Origin of the sequence: Psychrobacter sp. LFX-11D (genome assembly GCF_904846475.1) — a bacterium.
Classification (GTDB): Bacteria; Pseudomonadota; Gammaproteobacteria; order Pseudomonadales; family Moraxellaceae; genus Psychrobacter; species Psychrobacter cryohalolentis.
The window spans coordinates 109,551-127,346 of record NZ_CAJHAV010000009.1 but is presented as its reverse complement, the minus strand read 5'-3'; the positions used below and the strand labels follow the sequence as shown (position 1 = coordinate 127,346).

Below are 17,796 nucleotides of genomic sequence, written 5' to 3'. Positions count from 1 at the left end.
AAACATAGATCATGTTTGAGCGCTTTTTTTAAATTTTAGCTAACTTTTCGCTAATTAAAACGAGTGATGTAGCAAGTTAACAGTTAAGCAATTTCAGGCGTCTTGCCTTCGTTAATCACTTGCTCATCAACGAGTACGGTCTTAGCATCCTTCATAGAAGGCAGCTCATACATCGTCTCTAACAGAGCATTTTCAACGATAGAGCGCAGTCCACGAGCACCGGTTTTGCGTGCCATCGCTTTTTTAGCAATCGCATCAAGTGCTTCTTTAGTAAACGTAATGTCAGCGCCTTCCATATCAAACAGATACTTATACTGCTTAACCAAGGCGTTCTTAGGTTCCGTCAAAATCTGAACCAATGCATCTTCGTCTAGCTCTGTAAGCGCAGCAAGTACTGGAAGACGACCGATAAGCTCCGGAATAAGTCCAAACTTGATCAAATCTTCCGGCTCTACTTGTTGTAGTAGCTCTGAGCTACGTTTACTATCGTCTTTTGAGCTGACATCAGCATTGAAGCCAATGCCTGTCTTTTCAGTACGCTGCTGAATGACTTTATCAAGACCGGCAAATGCACCACCAACGATAATCAAAATATTGCTGGTATCTACTTGGATCAACTCTTGCTGCGGATGCTTACGACCACCGTGTGGTGGAATAGCCGCGACCGTACCTTCGATAAGTTTTAGCAATGCTTGCTGTACGCCTTCACCCGACACATCACGCGTGATAGAAGGGTTATCACCTTTTTTGCTGATTTTATCAATCTCATCAATATAGATGATGCCTTGCTCCGCTTTACTAACATCATAATCTGATGCTTGTAATAGCTTCTGTACGATGTTTTCAACGTCTTCACCGACATAACCGGCTTCGGTCAAAGTCGTGGCATCCGCCATCGCAAAAGGAACATCAAGTAGACGTGCTAGCGTTTGCGCAAGTAAAGTCTTACCAGAACCTGTTGGACCAATCAGCAAAATATTACTCTTTGCCAATTCTACCATTGCATCATCAGCCCCAATTTTAGCTTTTTTGCTATCATTGGCTAAAGTTTGGCTAACTTTTAGACGCTTATAATGGTTATAAACGGCAACAGCCAAGGCTTTCTTAGCAGCATCCTGACCGATGACGTATTCATCAAGCTTGGCGCGCAATTCTTTTGGTGTTGGCAGTTTTTTATTGACCCAAGAGGTATCAATATCGCTATCGTCATCACCATGTTCGTCACTGTCGGCGATAAGGTCTGTACATAGCTCAATACATTCATTACAGATATTGGCATCGTCAGCGGCAATCAGCTGCTTCACTTCACTTTTTTCTTTGCCGCAAAACGAGCACTGCGGGGTGTTATCTTCTGCCATATACAGGCACTCCTAAAATTTTATACTTATAAATATTCTGATGTGTGTATCAACGTTTAAGTGTCTAATATAGAGCACTTAAGCATAAGCCGCGCTACTAGCTACATCGATACAGCTGCTCATAGACTGGCTATTATAAAGAAGCAGGACGACGTTCTAATACTTCATCGATCAGACCATATTCTTTGGCTTCTTTAGCATCTAACCAATAATCACGCTCAACATCTTTTTCAATTTTGTCTACTGGCTGACCCGTACGCTCAGCTAAAATCTCGTTTAAGCGCGCACGAGTTTTTAGGATTTCACGTGCATTGATTTCGATATCTGTTGCTTGACCTTGCGCGCCGCCTGAAGGTTGATGAATCATGACGCGAGCATTGGCTAGGGCATAGCGTTTGCCTTTTTCACCAGCAGCCAGCAGGAATGAGCCCATGCTATACGCACCGCCCATACAGATGGTTGATACTTCAGGTTTGATAAAGTTCATCGTATCAAAAATGGCCAAACCAGCACTGACCGAGCCGCCTGGTGAGTTGATATATAAATGAATGTCTTTATCAGGGTTTTCGGCTTCCAAAAATAGCAGCTGCGCCACAATAAGATTGGCCATATGGTCTTCGACTTGACCGGTCAAAAAGATAACGCGCTCACGTAGTAGACGCGAGAAAATATCAAACGAGCGTTCGCCGCGAGCTGATTGCTCAACTACCATAGGAACTAATGCTGCTTGGGTTGCGCTTTGACTATACTGTGCGCTCTGGGCAGTAGTGTGTGCGCTCATCAGCATATCAAAATGCGGGTTGGCAGTGATGCGATCATAATCTGTCATAAAAATATCCTGTTTATAAAGATAGAAGATAAAAAGTAGAAAATCGTTAAATTTTTATTGGTGTTTATCATTGTAAACATTGTCGGTTTATAATAAAACCTATTACGCTAAATGAGACGGGTATCGCATCAATAGTTGATAAATAGCAGTAATAAAGGCTATTAGCTTAAAATAATTGAGCTAATGGTAACTTTTTTATCAGAGTAATAGTAACTTTTTAATGTGACAAATGATAAATGACTTCCTATTAATAGGGCGTTTGTGCGTACTTATCAAGGGTACTGTCTATAATCTATCCATAAAGATAGCATATAAGCCACCAATAAAAATGCCCTAACAAATTTGTCAGGGCATTTTTAGAGCAATCTTAGCAGTCAGTACCAGTTAATGGCAAAGAGCTAGCTAGATTACATTGCTTGCTGCTGTTGTTGCTGAGCAGCTAATAGGTCTTGGTAGCTGACTTCTTTGTCAGTTACTTTACCTTGCTCGATTAGATAATCAACCACTTGGTCTTCTAGTACAACAGACTCAATGTTCGCGCGCTGTTGCTTATCAGTGGTGTAGTACTCGATTACCTCACTTGGATCTTCGTAGTTTTCAGCCGCTTCTTTGATGAACGTCTCAACGCGAGCTTGGTCAACTTCTAGACCTTTAGTATCGATAACGCGAGCAACGATGATGCCAAGACGTGCCGCACGTAGTGCTTGCTCTTCAAATAACTCATTTGGTAGCATATCTTTATCGAAGCTATCAGCATTCGCACCGAACTGCTGAGAAAAACGTTGCATCATCATGTTGCGTTGACGCTCGATTTCTTGCTCTAGCATAGCATTAGGTACGTCAAACTCGTTCTTTTCTAACAAAGCGTCAAATGTTGCTTGCTTTACTTGGCTACGAGCAGCATTTTTGATTTCGCGTTCCATGTTTTTGCGAACGTCATCTTTTAACTTCTCAACGCCGCCTTCTTTAACACCAAATAGCTCAAGGAATGCATCGTCAATTTCTGGTAGCTTAGATTTTTCAACCAATTTTACATTGATTTTGAACTGAGCTTCTTTACCCGCTAAGTTTTCAGCTTGATAATCTTCTGGGAAAGTCACGTCGATGGTTTTTTCTTCGCCAGCTTTCATACCTTTGATGCCTGCTTCAAAGCCAGGAATCATCTGATTGCTACCGATAACCAATTTGAAGTCTTCAGCAGATCCGCCTTCGAACTTCTCGCCATCGATAGAGCCTTCAAAGTCAAAAGTGACTTGATTGCCTTTGTCCGCTTTACCTTTTTTCTCAACGAATTCTTCACGTTGTTTTTGTAGGTTTTCGATCATAGTGTCAACATCAGCTTCATCAACCTTGGCGGTATGACGCTCAACTTCGATCTCATTGATACCTTGTACATCAACTTCTGGGAAGATTTCAACAGTGGCTTGATAAACCAAGAAATCATCTTCAAGTTTTACGTCGTCGATATTCGGCATGCCAACGGCGCGGATGTCTTCAGACTTGATCGCTTCAAAAACGGTATCACGAATAACGTCGTTGATCACTTCTTGTTGAATGCCAGCACCGTACTGTGAACGGATATGTGACATAGGCACGTTACCTTTACGGAAACCGTCAATCTTGGCAGTTTTCGCTACTTGGCGAATACGGCCTTCAACTTTGTTTTGAATCTTTTCAACGGGTACTTTAACCGTTAACTGAGTTTCTTTGTTAGATAGCTTGTTGGTTGTGACTTGTAAATCTGTAGCCATGATCATTACACCTTTAGGATTGAATAATAGACAACCATGCCTCAAAATACGGGCGTTTATGACTGGTTGCCGTTGGAATAAATAGGGGATAGTGATAGCAAGTCATTCTCAAATCAATGCCTTTAGCAATCGCTGCTGGCTCTGAAAAACGACATGTTTAATCTTAGTCGATACTATCAAATATCAATAATAAACCGTCAATAGGTCGCATAATAACGCTTTTTGGCGAATAATACAGACAATTAACGGCTTTCAACAAAATTTTAAAAGTAGAACAGTATAATCTATCTGTTTATTAAAGTAAAAATTATCTGTTTTGTCGTTTACGCGGTATCAATTTACTATATCAGTCATCTCATTTAAAGTACGTCTTGTATGTCTACGCCTGATTTACTGATGTGAGGATTAAATGGCATCAAATTGGATAACTACAAGAGATAAGCGTCTTATAAAGGCAATTGCGCCAATAACTGCTTGATCGCCTGACCGCGATGGCTGATGCTATTTTTATCCGCAGCGCTGAGGGTTGCAGCCGTCGCCTGCAGCTCTGGTAACCAGAACAGTGGATCATAACCAAAGCCACCTTCACCATGTGGCAACTCTAAAATCTCACCGTGCCATAAACCTTGCGCGATAATTGGTAGCGGATCATCAGCATGGCGCACCATCGCTAGTACGCAAACGAACATGCTCTTAATAGCAGTATCAGGCTGTGCTGCGCGGATAGGCTGCAAGTCAGCGATAAGCTTTTCATTATTCTTACTATCGTTACCATGCTCACCGGCATAGCGCGCCGAATAAATACCGGGTGCATTACCCAATACTGGCACACAAAGTCCAGAATCGTCGGCAATCGCAGGCAATCCACTAATACGGCTAGCATGACGGGCTTTTATAATGGCATTTTCGATAAAACTCAAGCCATCTTCAATCGCATCGTCGATATCGAGCTGTCCTTGTGGTATTACTGTCACATCCAAATCTGCTTCCGAAAATAGTCTTGTGAACTCAGCAAGCTTGCCTTTATTATTGCTGGCGAGTACCCATTGCTTGTGAGATGTAGATTGGGTCAAGGGTCGCGATGTGTGTAGTGTATTGATAGCACTCATAGAGAATATTCCGTCGTGTCGTTAGATCTAAACAAAAAATAGTGATTTATATTAAGGTACTATTTTTATAATTTTTTTGTTTGCTGTTCACAAGCAATACTGATTGCGCTGTGCATAACATTTGGTAACTGGTATTTGTCGCCACTATTGCTATAATAGATGCCAAGCTACAGTGAATTATATCTTATAGCTTGTGAATATTTGGTTAATAAAGGCTGACAAAGTCAAGTGTTTGGCTTTTGAGCCAAGAGCAAGAAAAGAATAATAGTTAATTTTGGATTCATAATAATACGTGATACTGTGTTCAGCAATACAATGTATTAATCGATAAAATTCATTTCAAACAATAAACTCAGCCAATTTAGCCAGCTATTTTATAGGGTTTTTTGCGTGTTAAAAATAGCGTAAAATTCAGTTTCCATAAAATAACAGCTAAAACAGCAAGGATAAAATAACTATGTCAAAGATTACTTTACCAGACTTACCATATGCAAAAGATGCTTTAGAACCGCACATCAGTGCTGAAACTTTAGAGTTCCATCATGATAAGCATCACAATGCATACGTGACTAAGCTTAACGAGTTGCTACCAGGTTCTGGTCTAGAAGACAAAACGTTGTCAGAAATCATCGTAGCAATAGCTAAAGACGACAGCAAGCAAGGGATGTTTAACCAAGCAGCCCAAGTGTGGAACCACACGTTCTACTGGAATTGCATGACGCCAACTAACGGCGGTGGCGAACCTACTGGCGATCTAAAAGCTAAAATCGAAGAAGACTTCGGCAGCTATGACAAGTTCCGTGAAGAGTTCAAAAACGCAGCATTGACTCAGTTCGGTTCTGGTTGGGCATGGCTAGTCGCTGATAAAGTCGGTGGCAAATTGTCTATCGCCAAAACAGCTAACGCTGACACGCCACTTGCACATGACCAAATCGCGGTATTGACTTGCGATGTATGGGAACATGCGTACTACATCGATTATCGTAACCGTCGTCCTGACTATGTTGATACGTTCCTAGACAAACTAGTGAACTGGGACTACGCAAACGCAAAATATAAAGGTCAAGATGCTGGTGTTGAAGAGTAATCTTTAACGACTAAGATTTTGATTAATAAAAAAGGACGCTGAGAGGCGTCCTTTTTTTTGTTTGAAATTTGACTAAAAGTAACTAAAAGTAACTACCAGTACTCAGCGCCAAGAATCTGAGTATCAGTAAGGTACTTGTCTGAGGTATCAATTATCTCAGTAGCTTTATCAATTATACTTTCAATTATTTTCTGCTCTTTTCTATCTAAATAATGTTTGGTAATAACGGTTTCGTAATGAGCAGGATAATGTAGCGTTGCCGAATAATGAATACATATCTTGCTCTCTTCACATGAAAGGATAAGCTCTAAACCAGTCTCGCCCTCTGATCCGCTAAGATATAAAAACTTTCCTAAAGAGTATTTTTGAATATATTGAGCATCTTGCCATTGAACTCTTGAAGAACCATCACCCTGACCGACCGAAGATAAAGAAGATATTCTATTTAAAGGCGCTTCAAAGAAGTAATCAACTAGACTTGAACGTTTGCTGACTTTAAAGTTAAAATTTATTTCACGGGTTTCATGATCTGAGTAACGATCGGTTAAAATGCCTTCTATAACATAGGACTTCAAAATTTCAGAAGGACGCTTGTCGTACCAGCCATTAAGATCGGAATGAGGCGGTTGCCATAATATGAGTGCTTGTCCATCTTGAGTAAAATCTTCGTTTTCTTCGAGTTTTATAGGATATGTTTTTCCAACTTCTGGTAGTAAATCCTCTAGCTCGATAGTATCTTCCCAACTTGCATCCCAACATAACTTTGACCATTGCATCGTTTGTAAAAGCTGAATAGCTTTTGCTTGCTCATGATCTGGTTCTTTATGAGACCGAAAAAAACCAATTAAATTCGCTAGTCTTATCGACATTACAGCACCTCAAACCCAAACTTACCCAACGCCTCTCTCAGCATCGCAATATTATAATAAGCATGCGCGTTGACCGTATTTTGGAAGAAAACATATAACGTATCAAAATGCTGACGCTGATTGGCAATCGCTTGCGCCCAGTCCTGCATCTCCGCTTCGCTATAACGATAATCATGACGGTCAGCGGCACTCATCGCATCCCACCAGTTTAGATTATTGCCATGCATACGCAGATAGCCCGTGCGCTGAGTGAATATCAATCGTGATGGTGGAAGACCGCTGATTTTGGGGTAATCGACGCTACACCAAATCAAGCCTTGTTTAACAAAACTATCAACCACTTGCGGGGTATGCCAGCCATTATGGCGAAACTCAACGGCTAGTGGATAATCTTGAAACCAGCTGACAAGGTTTGCCAGATATAGACGATGCTCGCGGGTACGGTCAAAGCCATGTGGGAATTGCAGCAGTAATGGCGCGAGCGCATTGGCTTCGATCAGTGGTGTGAGGGCAGTAAGAAACGCTTGCGCGTGATCGCTAGTGCCCTTACGCGCATGAGTAAAGTCTTGATGCAGCTTGACCGCGAACTTCAACTCACTGTCTGCTTGCACATAGGCTTTATCGACCATACCTGCAAAGGCTTTTTGTCCAATGGGTGCGTAAAAAGTACTATTAATCTCAACTGCGCCGTATTGTTTGGCGTATTCACGTAAAAAGTCCGTTTTTTTGGTACCCGTTGGATAAAGCGTACCGAGTAAATCGGTATCGCTATAACCGCCAGTACCGAGGTAAATACGCGGAGTAGGGGCACTATCCATGTTGATCACCCTTTGCTGTTTTCAATGATTAAAAGATTGGGCGTGTTGTTTCTAAGCTTATTTCTTATTTGTCTATTTCTTACGTGCCCAAAGCCATTCGATAAGTGCCATCAGCGCATCAGTGTCTGAGCTGTCGTCAAGCTCACGAGAAATGGCTGCACGCCCGTCATCAAATAGTGATTGCGCATAGCTGGTTGCCTGCTCAACGCCCATCAATTTTACATAGGTAGATTTGTCTAATTTTTCATCGCTGCCAGCAGGTTTGCCAAGCGTATCGGTACTGGTGGTGACGTCTAAAATATCGTCTTGTACCTGAAAGGCTAGACCTATATGCTGCGCACACTCTTGTAGAGCCATGCGCTGCGGAGCCGTCGCGCCAGCACAGATACCGCCCATCAACATCGCCGCTTCAATTAATGCGCCGGTTTTATCACGGTGAATGGCTTCTAAATCATCTTGTGAGATGTCGTTACTGGCTTCAGCATTAAGGTCAAGCATTTGACCCGATACCATGCGCCGTGCACGCGGGGCAAAGATAGCAAATAACTGACTTGCGATAGCTGAATCAAAAGGCGCAAAGGTTGGCAGCTCCGCAGTCAATACTTCAAAAGCAAGCGTCTGTAATACGTCACCAGCGAGCAGGGCGGTCGATTCTTCAAAGACGATATGAGCGGTTGGTTGACCACGGCGCAGCTCGTCATCGTCCATACATGGCAAGTCATCATGCACCAGCGAATAAGTATGCAGCAGCTCCACCGCCAACGCTGCACGGCGGCACATATCATAATCTGAGTCGTTTTCTAACAAAGATGCCAAGGCATTGTCTTTATCGGTGATTGTGTCATTATGTCTATAAGTGCTGGAAAAAGCGCTGGCAACCAGTAGCGGACGTACCAATTTCCCTGTACCTGTCATTACGTAGCGGCAAGCGTCAAGCAGCGGGCTTGGCAGCTCAGCATAATCAAATAACACTTCGATATCTTTGGCTAATTGCGCGCGCACCTCATGGTGAAACTGCTCTGTGCTATTAAAAGGGATAAAGCTAATAGGAACAACGCTCGACGTAGAAGAAACAGACATAACCCAACCTTCTATCAGGTGAATAATAAAAATATCGTTAGTGTAACATGATAGATTATATTCCTTATGCCACATGCATAATCCCTAATGTATTTTTTAAAGTTGTATATTAAAAATAGAAGGTTTGATATCAAAAGCAGAAAGCTTAATATGAAAAACGGCATGAAATAATGCAACAAGCCCTCGTTACGCATTGGCGATTTAACTTAGTGGTTAAATATGTTTTGATAAGAGGCTGCATTTAAAGGTTAATCACCACGGTCTGATTCCAGTATACAAACAATCACTTAAGGCAGATTGCTAGTCAGGTAAAGGGCTGCTGTGGATTTAAGAGTGACTTGCGAGTATGGTATTAGCTTGTGACAGTCGGGGGCATAATCCCCTACACTAATTGGCGTGAAATTGGTCTAGCGATTGATAACTGAGGTTTTACACCATTTATCAATCGAGAAATGACTATAAGACCAAATCTCAGTCAATAGCGACAATAGTAGTAATATAATATAAGTACATAGAACACCAGTACATAGCTATAAAGGTACAGGCATAAGCGCTAGATAATAAAGATATCTTCACCGTTTAATTTGGCTCACTTTTATCACCATTATCACAATGACGTCATTATTGTTGATTAGGATGAAAGGGCAGATTAGCGGTGCTATTACCCATTTTTCTAACAATAACTGGCTATTTATTTTAATTTTAAAACGTAGCTTTCGTTATATAGCAAGGAGTTCCAAATGGTATACCAAGGAAATCGCATTACGGTGACAATGCTAGAGGATGGCATCGCCAACATGCAATACAACGCCGAAAATGAGAGCGTGAACAAGTTTGACACTGAGACCAATAAGCAGTTTGCTGAAGTCGTTAATGCGTTAGAAAAAGCAGATGACATTAAAGGCTTAATCGTCACGTCAAGCAAAGGCGTCTTTATTGCTGGTGCGGACATCACAGAGTTTGTGGCTTCTTTTAAGCAATCAGAAGAAGAAATCAAAGATTGGGTTATTAATATCAATGACGCCTTCAATCGCTTTGAAGATTTGCCTTTCCCGAAAGTAGCTGCTATCAATGGCGCAGCGCTTGGCGGTGGTTGTGAGATGACCTTAGTTTGTGAATACCGCGTCATGAGCGACAAAGCCATCATCGGTTTACCAGAAACTCAATTGGGAATCTTCCCAGGCTTTGGTGGTACGGTTCGTAGTACGCGTGTCATTGGTATTGATAATGCGCTTGAGCTGATTGCGACTGGTACACCAAAGAAAGCACTCGATGCACTAAAACTAGGCTTGGTTGATGCGACTGTTGCTGCTGATGACTTGCAAGATGCTGCCATTGATTTGGTCAAAAAATGTATCTCAGGTGAGCTTGATTGGCAAGCGAAACGAGAAGAAAAGCTCGTTCCTGTTAAGCTAAATCAGCTTGAGCAAGCGATGGCGTTCAATAGTGCAAAAGGTATGATCTTTGCCAAAGCCAATCCTAAGCAATATCCTGCGCCAGCACTTGCTATCGCTGCTATCGAAAAACACGTTAACTTACCACGTGATAAAGCGATTGAAGTAGAAGCGGCAGGTTTTGCAAAAGCGGCGAAAACCCCACAAGCAGAAAGCTTGGTTGGTTTATTCTTAAGCGATCAGTTGGTTAAAAAGTTAGCCAAACAGCACAGCAAAAAAGCACATGAAATCAATGAAGCGGCAGTACTAGGCGCTGGTATCATGGGCGGCGGTATCGCTTATCAAGCAGCCAGCAAAGGCTTGCCAATCATCATGAAAGACATCAAGTCTGAGCAATTAGACCTTGGTATGGGTGAAGCCAGCAAGTTACTTGGCAAAATGGTCGATCGCGGCAAAATGACCCCAGCAAAAATGGGCGAAACGTTAAGTCGTATCCGCCCAACGCTAAACTATGGTGATTTTGCTGAAACTGATATCGTCATCGAAGCAGTTGTAGAAAATCCAAACGTGAAGCGTGCGGTACTAAAAGAAGTTGAAGGCTTGGTTAAAGACGATTGTATCCTAGCGTCAAACACCTCAACGATTTCTATTACTTTCTTGGCGGAAGCGCTTGAGCGTCCAGAAAACTTCGTTGGTATGCATTTCTTTAACCCAGTAAACCGTATGCCGCTAGTAGAAGTTATTCGCGGTGAAAAATCTTCTGAAGAAGCTATTTCAACGACCGTTGCTTTGGCCACAAAAATGGGCAAAGTGCCTGTCGTCGTGAATGACTGCCCAGGTTTCTTGGTAAACCGTGTATTGTTCCCATACTTTGGTGCCTTTGACTTGCTACTTAAACAAGGTGCTGATTTTGCTCATGTCGATAAAGTCATGGAAAAATTCGGCTGGCCGATGGGTCCTGCCTATCTAATCGACGTGGTCGGTTTGGATACTGGCGTACACGGTGCTGAAGTGATGGCAGAAGGTTTCCCTGACCGCATGAAGCCTGATTATAAAGGCGCGATTGAGCTTTTATATGAAAACAAACGCTTAGGCCAGAAAAACGGCGTTGGTTTCTATAAGTATGAAATGGACAAGCGCGGCAAGCCAAAGAAAGTGGCTGATGAAGCGACTTATGAGCTATTAAAAACCACGACTGATAGCGACAAGCAAACGTTTGAAGATCAAGCGATCATCGACCGCACTATGCTGGCTTTCTGTAATGAAACCGTACGTTGCCTAGAAGACAATATCGTCAGCACGCCGTCAGAAGCCGATATGGCGATGATTATGGGCGTTGGTTTCCCGCCGTTCCGCGGTGGACCTTGCCGTTATATCGACCAAATGGGTCTAGATAATTACTTGGCATTGTGTGAAAAATACGCATACCTTGGCAAAGCCTATGAAGCCCCGCAAAAAATTCGCGATATGGCAGCAGCAGGCGAGACCTTTTACGCTATCGCGTAATAGGCAGTCATTACTAGGATGAAGTGCAGTACACATGCTCGATAAGATGATTGGTAATTTATTTATTATCAATAACCTTCTAAATTAGATAGGCGAGCATTACGGTACTGCCACTGACAATAAAAATTGAAAAGGAAGATAGTATGACAATTTTAAGTCCAAAAGACGTGGTCATCGTAGATGGTGTACGCTCAGCAATGGGTAAAACTAAAAACGGTATGTTCCGTCATGTCCGTGCTGATAGCATGTCTGCTGAATTGGTACGTGCATTGGTTGAGCGTAACGATTTCGATCCACGTGACGTCGAAGACATCATCTGGGGTTGTGTCAATCAGACTCTAGAGCAAGGTTTAAACATCGGTCGTAACATCGGTCTGCTGGCTGGTATCCCAAAGACTGCGGGCGGTCAAACCGTTAACCGTCTATGTGGTTCTTCTATGCAGGCGCTACACACTGCCGCTGCTCAAATCATGACCGGTCAAGGTGATGTATTCATCATCGGTGGTGTTGAGCACATGGGTCACGTCGGCATGATGCATGGCGTTGATCTGAATCCTGAAGCATCAAAGCACTATGCAAAAGCCTCAAACATGATGGGCTTGACCGCTGAAATGCTAGGTCGTATGAACAACATCACCCGTGAAGAGCAAGATGCCTTTGGTCTTGAGTCGCATCGCCGTGCATGGGCTGCGACCACCGAAGGTCGTTTTGACAATGAAATCATCGGTATCGAAGGTCATGACGAAGCGGGTCGCTTGCAACTATGTACTGTTGATGAAGTGATTCGCCCTGATGCCACGATGGAGCAAATGCAAAAGCTACGTCCAGCCTTTGATCCAGTAGGCGGTACGGTGACTGCTGCTACCTCATCTGCATTATCTGATGGTGCGTCAGCGATGCTAATTATGAGCGCGCAAAAAGCCAAAGAACTAGGTCTAAAGCCACGTGCTCGCATTCGTAGCATGGCAATTGCTGGTTGTGATGCCGCTATCATGGGCTACGGTCCAGTACCTGCAACGCAAAAAGCACTTAAGCGTGCTGGCATGAGCATCGATGATATGCAAACCATCGAGCTAAATGAAGCGTTCGCAGCGCAAGGTCTATCAGTATTAAAAGCATTGAACCTGACTGATAAGCAAGACATCGTCAACATCAATGGTGGCGCAATTGCGCTAGGACATCCACTAGGCTGTTCTGGTGCTCGTATCACGGTAACTTTGCTAAATGCGATGGAGCAATCAGATACTGAAATCGGTCTAGCAACGATGTGTATCGGTCTTGGTCAAGGTATCGCGACTATTATTGAGCGTGTTTAAGCCTATAGTATTGCAATAATTTTAAAATAGTTAAGCGCTTTAATATGAACCCCTAGTTATCATAACTGGGGGTTTTTGTATTTATAGATCATAGTGGTTTACTTAGAATAAAAAGGTCATAAGTTGTTACTATCGCTTATCTCCATTGACGCATTCGCTAAACTGTGACTAAATAAGAGAGTAATTAATCATTATAATTTTAAGTCTGATATTCATTCTAAATCAGTTTAGAGCCGTCAGCTTCAGCCGTACAAGGAGTGTACTATGTCCACCATGATTACTGATCGTACCTACCGTATTGACCGTGAAAATACCCAAGCGATGATAATCGACGTCCAAGAACGTCTGACTCCGCATATCTATGATCATGAAAATATTCTCAAAAAAATAACGACTTTGATTAAAGGTCTGCAAGCGCTTGACGTTCCCATTATGCTTAATGAGCAATATAAAAAGGGCTTAGGCGAAACATTGCCTGAAATTTGTGAGTTATTAGAAGGCGATAATGCCAAAGGTTTTGAAAAAGTCACCTTTAGTGCCTGCGACAATGACGATTCATGGAATCATCTTGCACAGCAGAATCGAAGCATCATTTTATTATTCGGCGTAGAAGCACATGTCTGCGTGCTACAAACCGCGCTTGATTTGCTAGATAATGGCATGCAGCCCGTCATCATTGGTGATGCCGTCGGTTCGCGTTTTCCGTATGATAAAAAGCAAGCAATTCGCCGTATTCGCCGTGCTGGCGGGGTGATTACCACGGTTGAAACCATTCTGTTTGAGCTTTGCCGCAGTAGCAAAGACCCTGCTTTTAAAACCATTAGTAACTTGATTAAATAGTCTTTTCACTCGATTTAAAATAAAATAGCGCTTACTAACATAAGCGTTATTTTATTTTTATGGTAACGCTAATTAACGATAGGTTAACGTCTTCTTTTATAGCGTTTATAAAATGTATAATAATTGCTTATGCGTAAAGGTAAAATGAAGCGCTATACATTAGTAGAAAAATTAAGAGAATATTTATGTCATCAGCTAATTCCATGTCATTTACTAACCCAACGCTTGCCTCAAACATTGATATAGATCATGTCACTCATTATCTGTTAGAGCTGGATGCGCTTAAACGGGTAAATCGCCGCAGTTACGTGACAGGTACGACTCGTCTAGAAAACTCAGCCGAACATTCTTGGCATCTCGCTATGGCATGTTGGTCAATCGCTGAATTGTTTGAACTTGATGTCAATCATGAAAAGTTACTAAAGCTGGCGCTAGTACATGACTTAGGCGAGATTGATGCCGGTGATACTTTTTTATATGCCGATACACGCACTGATGCGCACGTTGAAGAGCGAGCTGGCATTGCGCGCTTACAAGCTGAGCATGGTAATGGCATTAAAGATTTAAATGAGATTTGGGAAGAACAGGAAACTGGCAGCAGCAAAGAAACCCAGCTGCTGAAAGTGGTTGATCGCTTGTTGCCGTTTTTGCTTAATTTAAATACCAACGGAAAAACGTGGCTTGAGTCTAGCGTTACGCGCTCGCAAGTAGCTGGCGCGCATGCCTTTATTAAAGACAGCTTTCCGAGTATTTATGAGTGGCAGGCACGGCAGATTGAATTTGCCACCGCGCAGGGCTGGTTGATTGATGGTTAAATTTATAGCAGTATCGCATTACTAAAAGCGTGTATTTTTTATTTTGAATGGACTATGTTTTAAACGGACCATCGTGTGCGATAAAGAAAATGCTATTTAAAATGTCATTTATTACTACCAGCATCCGTGGTTTGCTGGACGATTTTTTCTACTTGCATAAAATTTGTATGCCGCACATCTTTGCCGCTGGTGCAAAAAATAACCAGCTCAGCAATGTTTTTAGCATGATCGCCCACACGTTCTAGGGCGCGCAATACCCAAAGTATATTCATCACTCTGGACACGTGGCGGCTGTCTTCCATAATATAGGTCAGCAAGGCTCGAGTGGCAGATTGATACTCTTCATTAACCGCCACATCACTTTGCAATACCGAAAATGCCTGCTGAGGATTCATATGCGAGAAGGCGTCAATCGCATCAAGTAGCATCACGTGCACCTTATTGGATAAATGCTGAACCTCTGAATATCCTCTTGGAGAAGCGCCGTCTTTAATTAATTTGCAGGCCATACGAGCGATTTTTTCGGCTTCATCACCCACACGTTCAAAGTCAACAATACCTTTGCTAACCGCCATCACTAAACGCAAGTCATTTGCTGCGGGTTGGCGCTTGGTGACTAACAAAATGATTTGCTCATCGATTTTAATATCTAGCTGATTAATCAGCTGGTCGTCTGCAATCACTTTTTTCGCGGTCGCTTCATCTGCAGCTATCAAAGCGCGGGTTGCAACCATGACTTGCTCTGCTGCCATGTAACCCATTTGCATAAACAGCTCAATCACATCATGTAAGTCATTATCAAAACCCTTTGATAAATGTTTTTGCGTTATTAGCATGGCGGCTTCCTTATTCTTGTAGATTTAAATAGGATATAAGCATAAAAAATACATCTATAGTCAATCCACTACAAATCAAACACAGTGCTACTGGGATAAGTTTTGCGCCGCCTCTGTCTGCGTAGGCACAGCAAGCAAGAAAAATTTATCCTAGTAGCGCGTTATAATATTTGTACTTATTGTATTTAGGACTGACTATATTTATACAAACTGTTTTAACCATAGCGACCAGTAATATAGTCTTCAGTCGCCTTTTGAGCGGGGTTGGTAAATATCTGATCCGTCTCACCCATCTCTACCATATCGCCCAAATACATATAGGCGGTATAGTCAGAGACGCGTGCCGCTTGCTGCATATTGTGGGTAACGATAGCAATCGTATAGTCGTTTTTTAAATCGGTAATGAGCTCTTCAATTGCGCCTGTCGAGATAGGGTCGAGCGCTGAGGTTGGCTCATCTAGGAGCAGTACTTCAGGTTTTGTCGCCACACCGCGAGCGATACAAAGACGTTGTTGTTGACCACCGGATAACGACAATCCTGATGCACGAAGTTTGTCCTTTACCTCAACCCATAAAGCCGCCTTTTTGAGTGCCCATTCGACACGATTATCCATCTCAGCTTTGCTTAGCTTCTCGTAGAGGCGTACGCCAAATGCCACGTTGTCATAGATGGACATTGGAAATGGCGTCGGTTTTTGAAAGACCATGCCGACTTGTGCGCGTAGCAAGTTCACATCGATGTCTTTGCCCAAGATATTTTTGCCATCGAGGTTGATATTACCTTCTGCACGCATACCGGGATATAGATCATACATACGATTAAACGTACGTAATAGTGTGGATTTACCGCAACCTGAAGGCCCGATAAAGGCAGTCACTTTTTTGTCTGGAATATCAATATTAATATTTTTTAGCGCTTGAAAGTCACCATAATAGAAATTGAGATCTCGAATACTCATCTTGGCAGGCGGCATATGCTGAGGGATATCGGCTACTGTTTGCTGAGTCAAAAAGGCACTGTCAGGCTGCTGCCCTTGATGCTTCTGACTTCCTTGATCTATATTGGAAAATGATTGACCAAATAAACCACGTTGGCTGACGTTTTGCTTATTCTCTTGTTTAACCGCTTTTCTTTCTAGTAAGTCTGTCATCATCATATCCAATTATTTTAGAATGTTGTCAATATAGGTGCTGAACATAAGTGCTAAACGTGCGCTATAAATTGGCTGCTTAGTCAATTCTTAAATCAGCTATCTTGTATGATCTTTACCGCCAATAAAGCGCGCGAGAATATTGACTATCAGTACTGTCATGGTAATCAGTAATGCTGCCGCCCATGCCAATGCATGCCAGTTGTCATAAGGGCTCATGGCAAACTGATAAATAGTGTTCGGTAAGTTTGCCATCGGTTGGCTCATATCGGTACTAAAATACTGATTATTTAACGCAGTAAATAGTAACGGCGCGGTCTCGCCAGTGATACGGGCAAATGCCAATAGCACCCCTGTAGTCAGACCTGCTTTAGCCGCTTTAAGCGTGACCGTGCTGATCAGCTTCCACTTTGGCGTACCGAGTGCATACGCCGCTTCACGTAAAGTATTTGGTACCAGATTGAGCATATTCTCAGTGGTGCGCACGACAATTGGAATCACAATCAAAGCAAGCGCAACTGCACCAGCCCAGCCGGAGAAGCTTTGACCTTTCACCATCAATGCATAAACAAAAAGACCAATCACGATAGAGGGCGCTGACAGCAAGATATCGTTTAAAAAGCGAGTAACTTTACCCAACAAGCTGCCTTGTGAGAACTCCGCTAAATAGATGCCCGCCATCATTCCAATCGGCGTACCAATCGCGAGACCTAACAAGGCGATCATCAATGAACCAATAATAGCGTTACGCAAACCGCCGTCGCCCATAGGCGGTGGTGTATCTGCCATAAATACCGGCATCTCGATTAACCCTTGAAAACCCTCAACAAAAAGCGTCAGCAAAATCCATGTCAGCCAGAACAAACCAAAAGCGATGGCTGAGATGGCAAAACCAAGCCCCAATCTATTGATCAGGCGACGCTTATGATATAAACGCTTGTTGTAGCGGTCTTCAAAGCGTGAAGTCGGCTGGCTGGTTTGGTCGTTATTAGTCGTGACAGTCGCTAAAGTCATTAGGCGTTTGTCCTTTGTTGGTC

At 42.7% G+C, this 17,796-nt stretch carries 15 protein-coding genes; 5 read left to right on the top strand and 10 right to left on the bottom strand.

Going from position 1 to position 17,796, the window contains the following annotated elements:
- Nucleotides 1-83 precede the first annotated feature (83 nt).
- From clpX to rdgB, 4 genes are all read right to left on the bottom strand, one after another.
- Nucleotides 84-1,358: an ATP-dependent protease ATP-binding subunit ClpX gene (gene clpX / locus JMX75_RS08455; protein WP_201531986.1), complete on the bottom strand. Its 1,275-nt coding sequence runs from the start codon at nucleotides 1,356-1,358 to the stop codon at nucleotides 84-86.
- 133 nt (nucleotides 1,359-1,491) lie between these two features.
- Nucleotides 1,492-2,187 (bottom strand): ATP-dependent Clp endopeptidase proteolytic subunit ClpP, encoded by a 696-nt coding sequence (gene clpP / locus JMX75_RS08450; protein ID WP_133104853.1) that lies wholly within the window; start codon nucleotides 2,185-2,187, stop codon nucleotides 1,492-1,494.
- Between the two features lie 407 nt (nucleotides 2,188-2,594).
- Nucleotides 2,595-3,938, bottom strand: coding sequence for a trigger factor (tig, locus tag JMX75_RS08445; RefSeq protein WP_011514543.1), 1,344 nt, complete (start codon nucleotides 3,936-3,938; stop codon nucleotides 2,595-2,597).
- Between the two features lie 446 nt (nucleotides 3,939-4,384).
- Nucleotides 4,385-5,047: an RdgB/HAM1 family non-canonical purine NTP pyrophosphatase gene (rdgB, locus tag JMX75_RS08440; protein WP_227673072.1), complete on the bottom strand. Its 663-nt coding sequence runs from the start codon at nucleotides 5,045-5,047 to the stop codon at nucleotides 4,385-4,387.
- Between the two features lie 457 nt (nucleotides 5,048-5,504).
- Here rdgB and JMX75_RS08435 point away from each other — a divergent pair, with 457 nt between their 5' ends.
- Nucleotides 5,505-6,134 (top strand): superoxide dismutase, encoded by a 630-nt coding sequence (locus JMX75_RS08435; protein WP_201531985.1) that lies wholly within the window; start codon nucleotides 5,505-5,507, stop codon nucleotides 6,132-6,134.
- A gap of 92 nt (nucleotides 6,135-6,226) precedes the next feature.
- On the opposite strand, the gene JMX75_RS08430 is transcribed toward JMX75_RS08435, so the two are convergent.
- The 3 genes from JMX75_RS08430 to JMX75_RS08420 form a co-directional block, all read right to left on the bottom strand.
- A complete protein-coding gene (locus JMX75_RS08430) occupies nucleotides 6,227-7,003 on the bottom strand; it encodes a hypothetical protein (protein WP_201531984.1) in 777 nt (258 codons plus the stop codon).
- Nucleotides 7,003-7,821, bottom strand: coding sequence for a DUF72 domain-containing protein (locus tag JMX75_RS08425; RefSeq protein WP_201531983.1), 819 nt, complete (start codon nucleotides 7,819-7,821; stop codon nucleotides 7,003-7,005). Before JMX75_RS08425 ends, JMX75_RS08430 begins: the two co-directional genes overlap by 1 nt.
- 72 nt (nucleotides 7,822-7,893) lie before the next feature.
- A complete protein-coding gene (locus JMX75_RS08420) occupies nucleotides 7,894-8,901 on the bottom strand; it encodes a polyprenyl synthetase family protein (protein WP_201531982.1) in 1,008 nt (335 codons plus the stop codon).
- A 740-nt stretch (nucleotides 8,902-9,641) separates the two neighbouring features.
- Between JMX75_RS08420 and fadB the strand changes: the two genes are divergently transcribed.
- From fadB to JMX75_RS08400, 4 genes are all read left to right on the top strand, one after another.
- The gene (fadB, locus tag JMX75_RS08415) at nucleotides 9,642-11,801 is read left to right on the top strand and encodes a fatty acid oxidation complex subunit alpha FadB (protein ID WP_201531981.1); all 2,160 of its coding nucleotides are present in this window, start codon (nucleotides 9,642-9,644) and stop codon (nucleotides 11,799-11,801) included.
- 143 nt (nucleotides 11,802-11,944) lie between these two features.
- Nucleotides 11,945-13,117, top strand: coding sequence for an acetyl-CoA C-acyltransferase FadA (gene fadA / locus JMX75_RS08410; RefSeq protein WP_201531980.1), 1,173 nt, complete (start codon nucleotides 11,945-11,947; stop codon nucleotides 13,115-13,117).
- A 264-nt stretch (nucleotides 13,118-13,381) separates the two neighbouring features.
- Nucleotides 13,382-13,957 carry an isochorismatase family protein gene (locus JMX75_RS08405; protein ID WP_011514535.1) on the top strand — a complete coding sequence of 192 codons (576 nt, stop codon included), beginning with the start codon at nucleotides 13,382-13,384 and terminating at the stop codon, nucleotides 13,955-13,957.
- A gap of 185 nt (nucleotides 13,958-14,142) precedes the next feature.
- Nucleotides 14,143-14,772, top strand: coding sequence for an HD domain-containing protein (locus JMX75_RS08400; RefSeq protein WP_201531979.1), 630 nt, complete (start codon nucleotides 14,143-14,145; stop codon nucleotides 14,770-14,772).
- Nucleotides 14,773-14,876: 104 nt separating this feature from the next.
- On the opposite strand, the gene phoU is transcribed toward JMX75_RS08400, so the two are convergent.
- The 3 genes from phoU to pstA all read right to left on the bottom strand — a co-directional run bounded on the left by phoU (nucleotide 14,877) and on the right by pstA (nucleotide 17,773).
- Nucleotides 14,877-15,608, bottom strand: coding sequence for a phosphate signaling complex protein PhoU (phoU, locus tag JMX75_RS08395; protein WP_011514533.1), 732 nt, complete (start codon nucleotides 15,606-15,608; stop codon nucleotides 14,877-14,879).
- Between the two features lie 215 nt (nucleotides 15,609-15,823).
- Nucleotides 15,824-16,759 (bottom strand): phosphate ABC transporter ATP-binding protein PstB, encoded by a 936-nt coding sequence (pstB, locus tag JMX75_RS08390; RefSeq protein ID WP_201531978.1) that lies wholly within the window; start codon nucleotides 16,757-16,759, stop codon nucleotides 15,824-15,826.
- A gap of 99 nt (nucleotides 16,760-16,858) precedes the next feature.
- Nucleotides 16,859-17,773, bottom strand: a complete 915-nt coding sequence (gene pstA / locus JMX75_RS08385; RefSeq protein WP_201531977.1) for a phosphate ABC transporter permease PstA — start codon at nucleotides 17,771-17,773, stop codon at nucleotides 16,859-16,861.
- Between the last annotated feature and the right edge of the window lie 23 nt (nucleotides 17,774-17,796).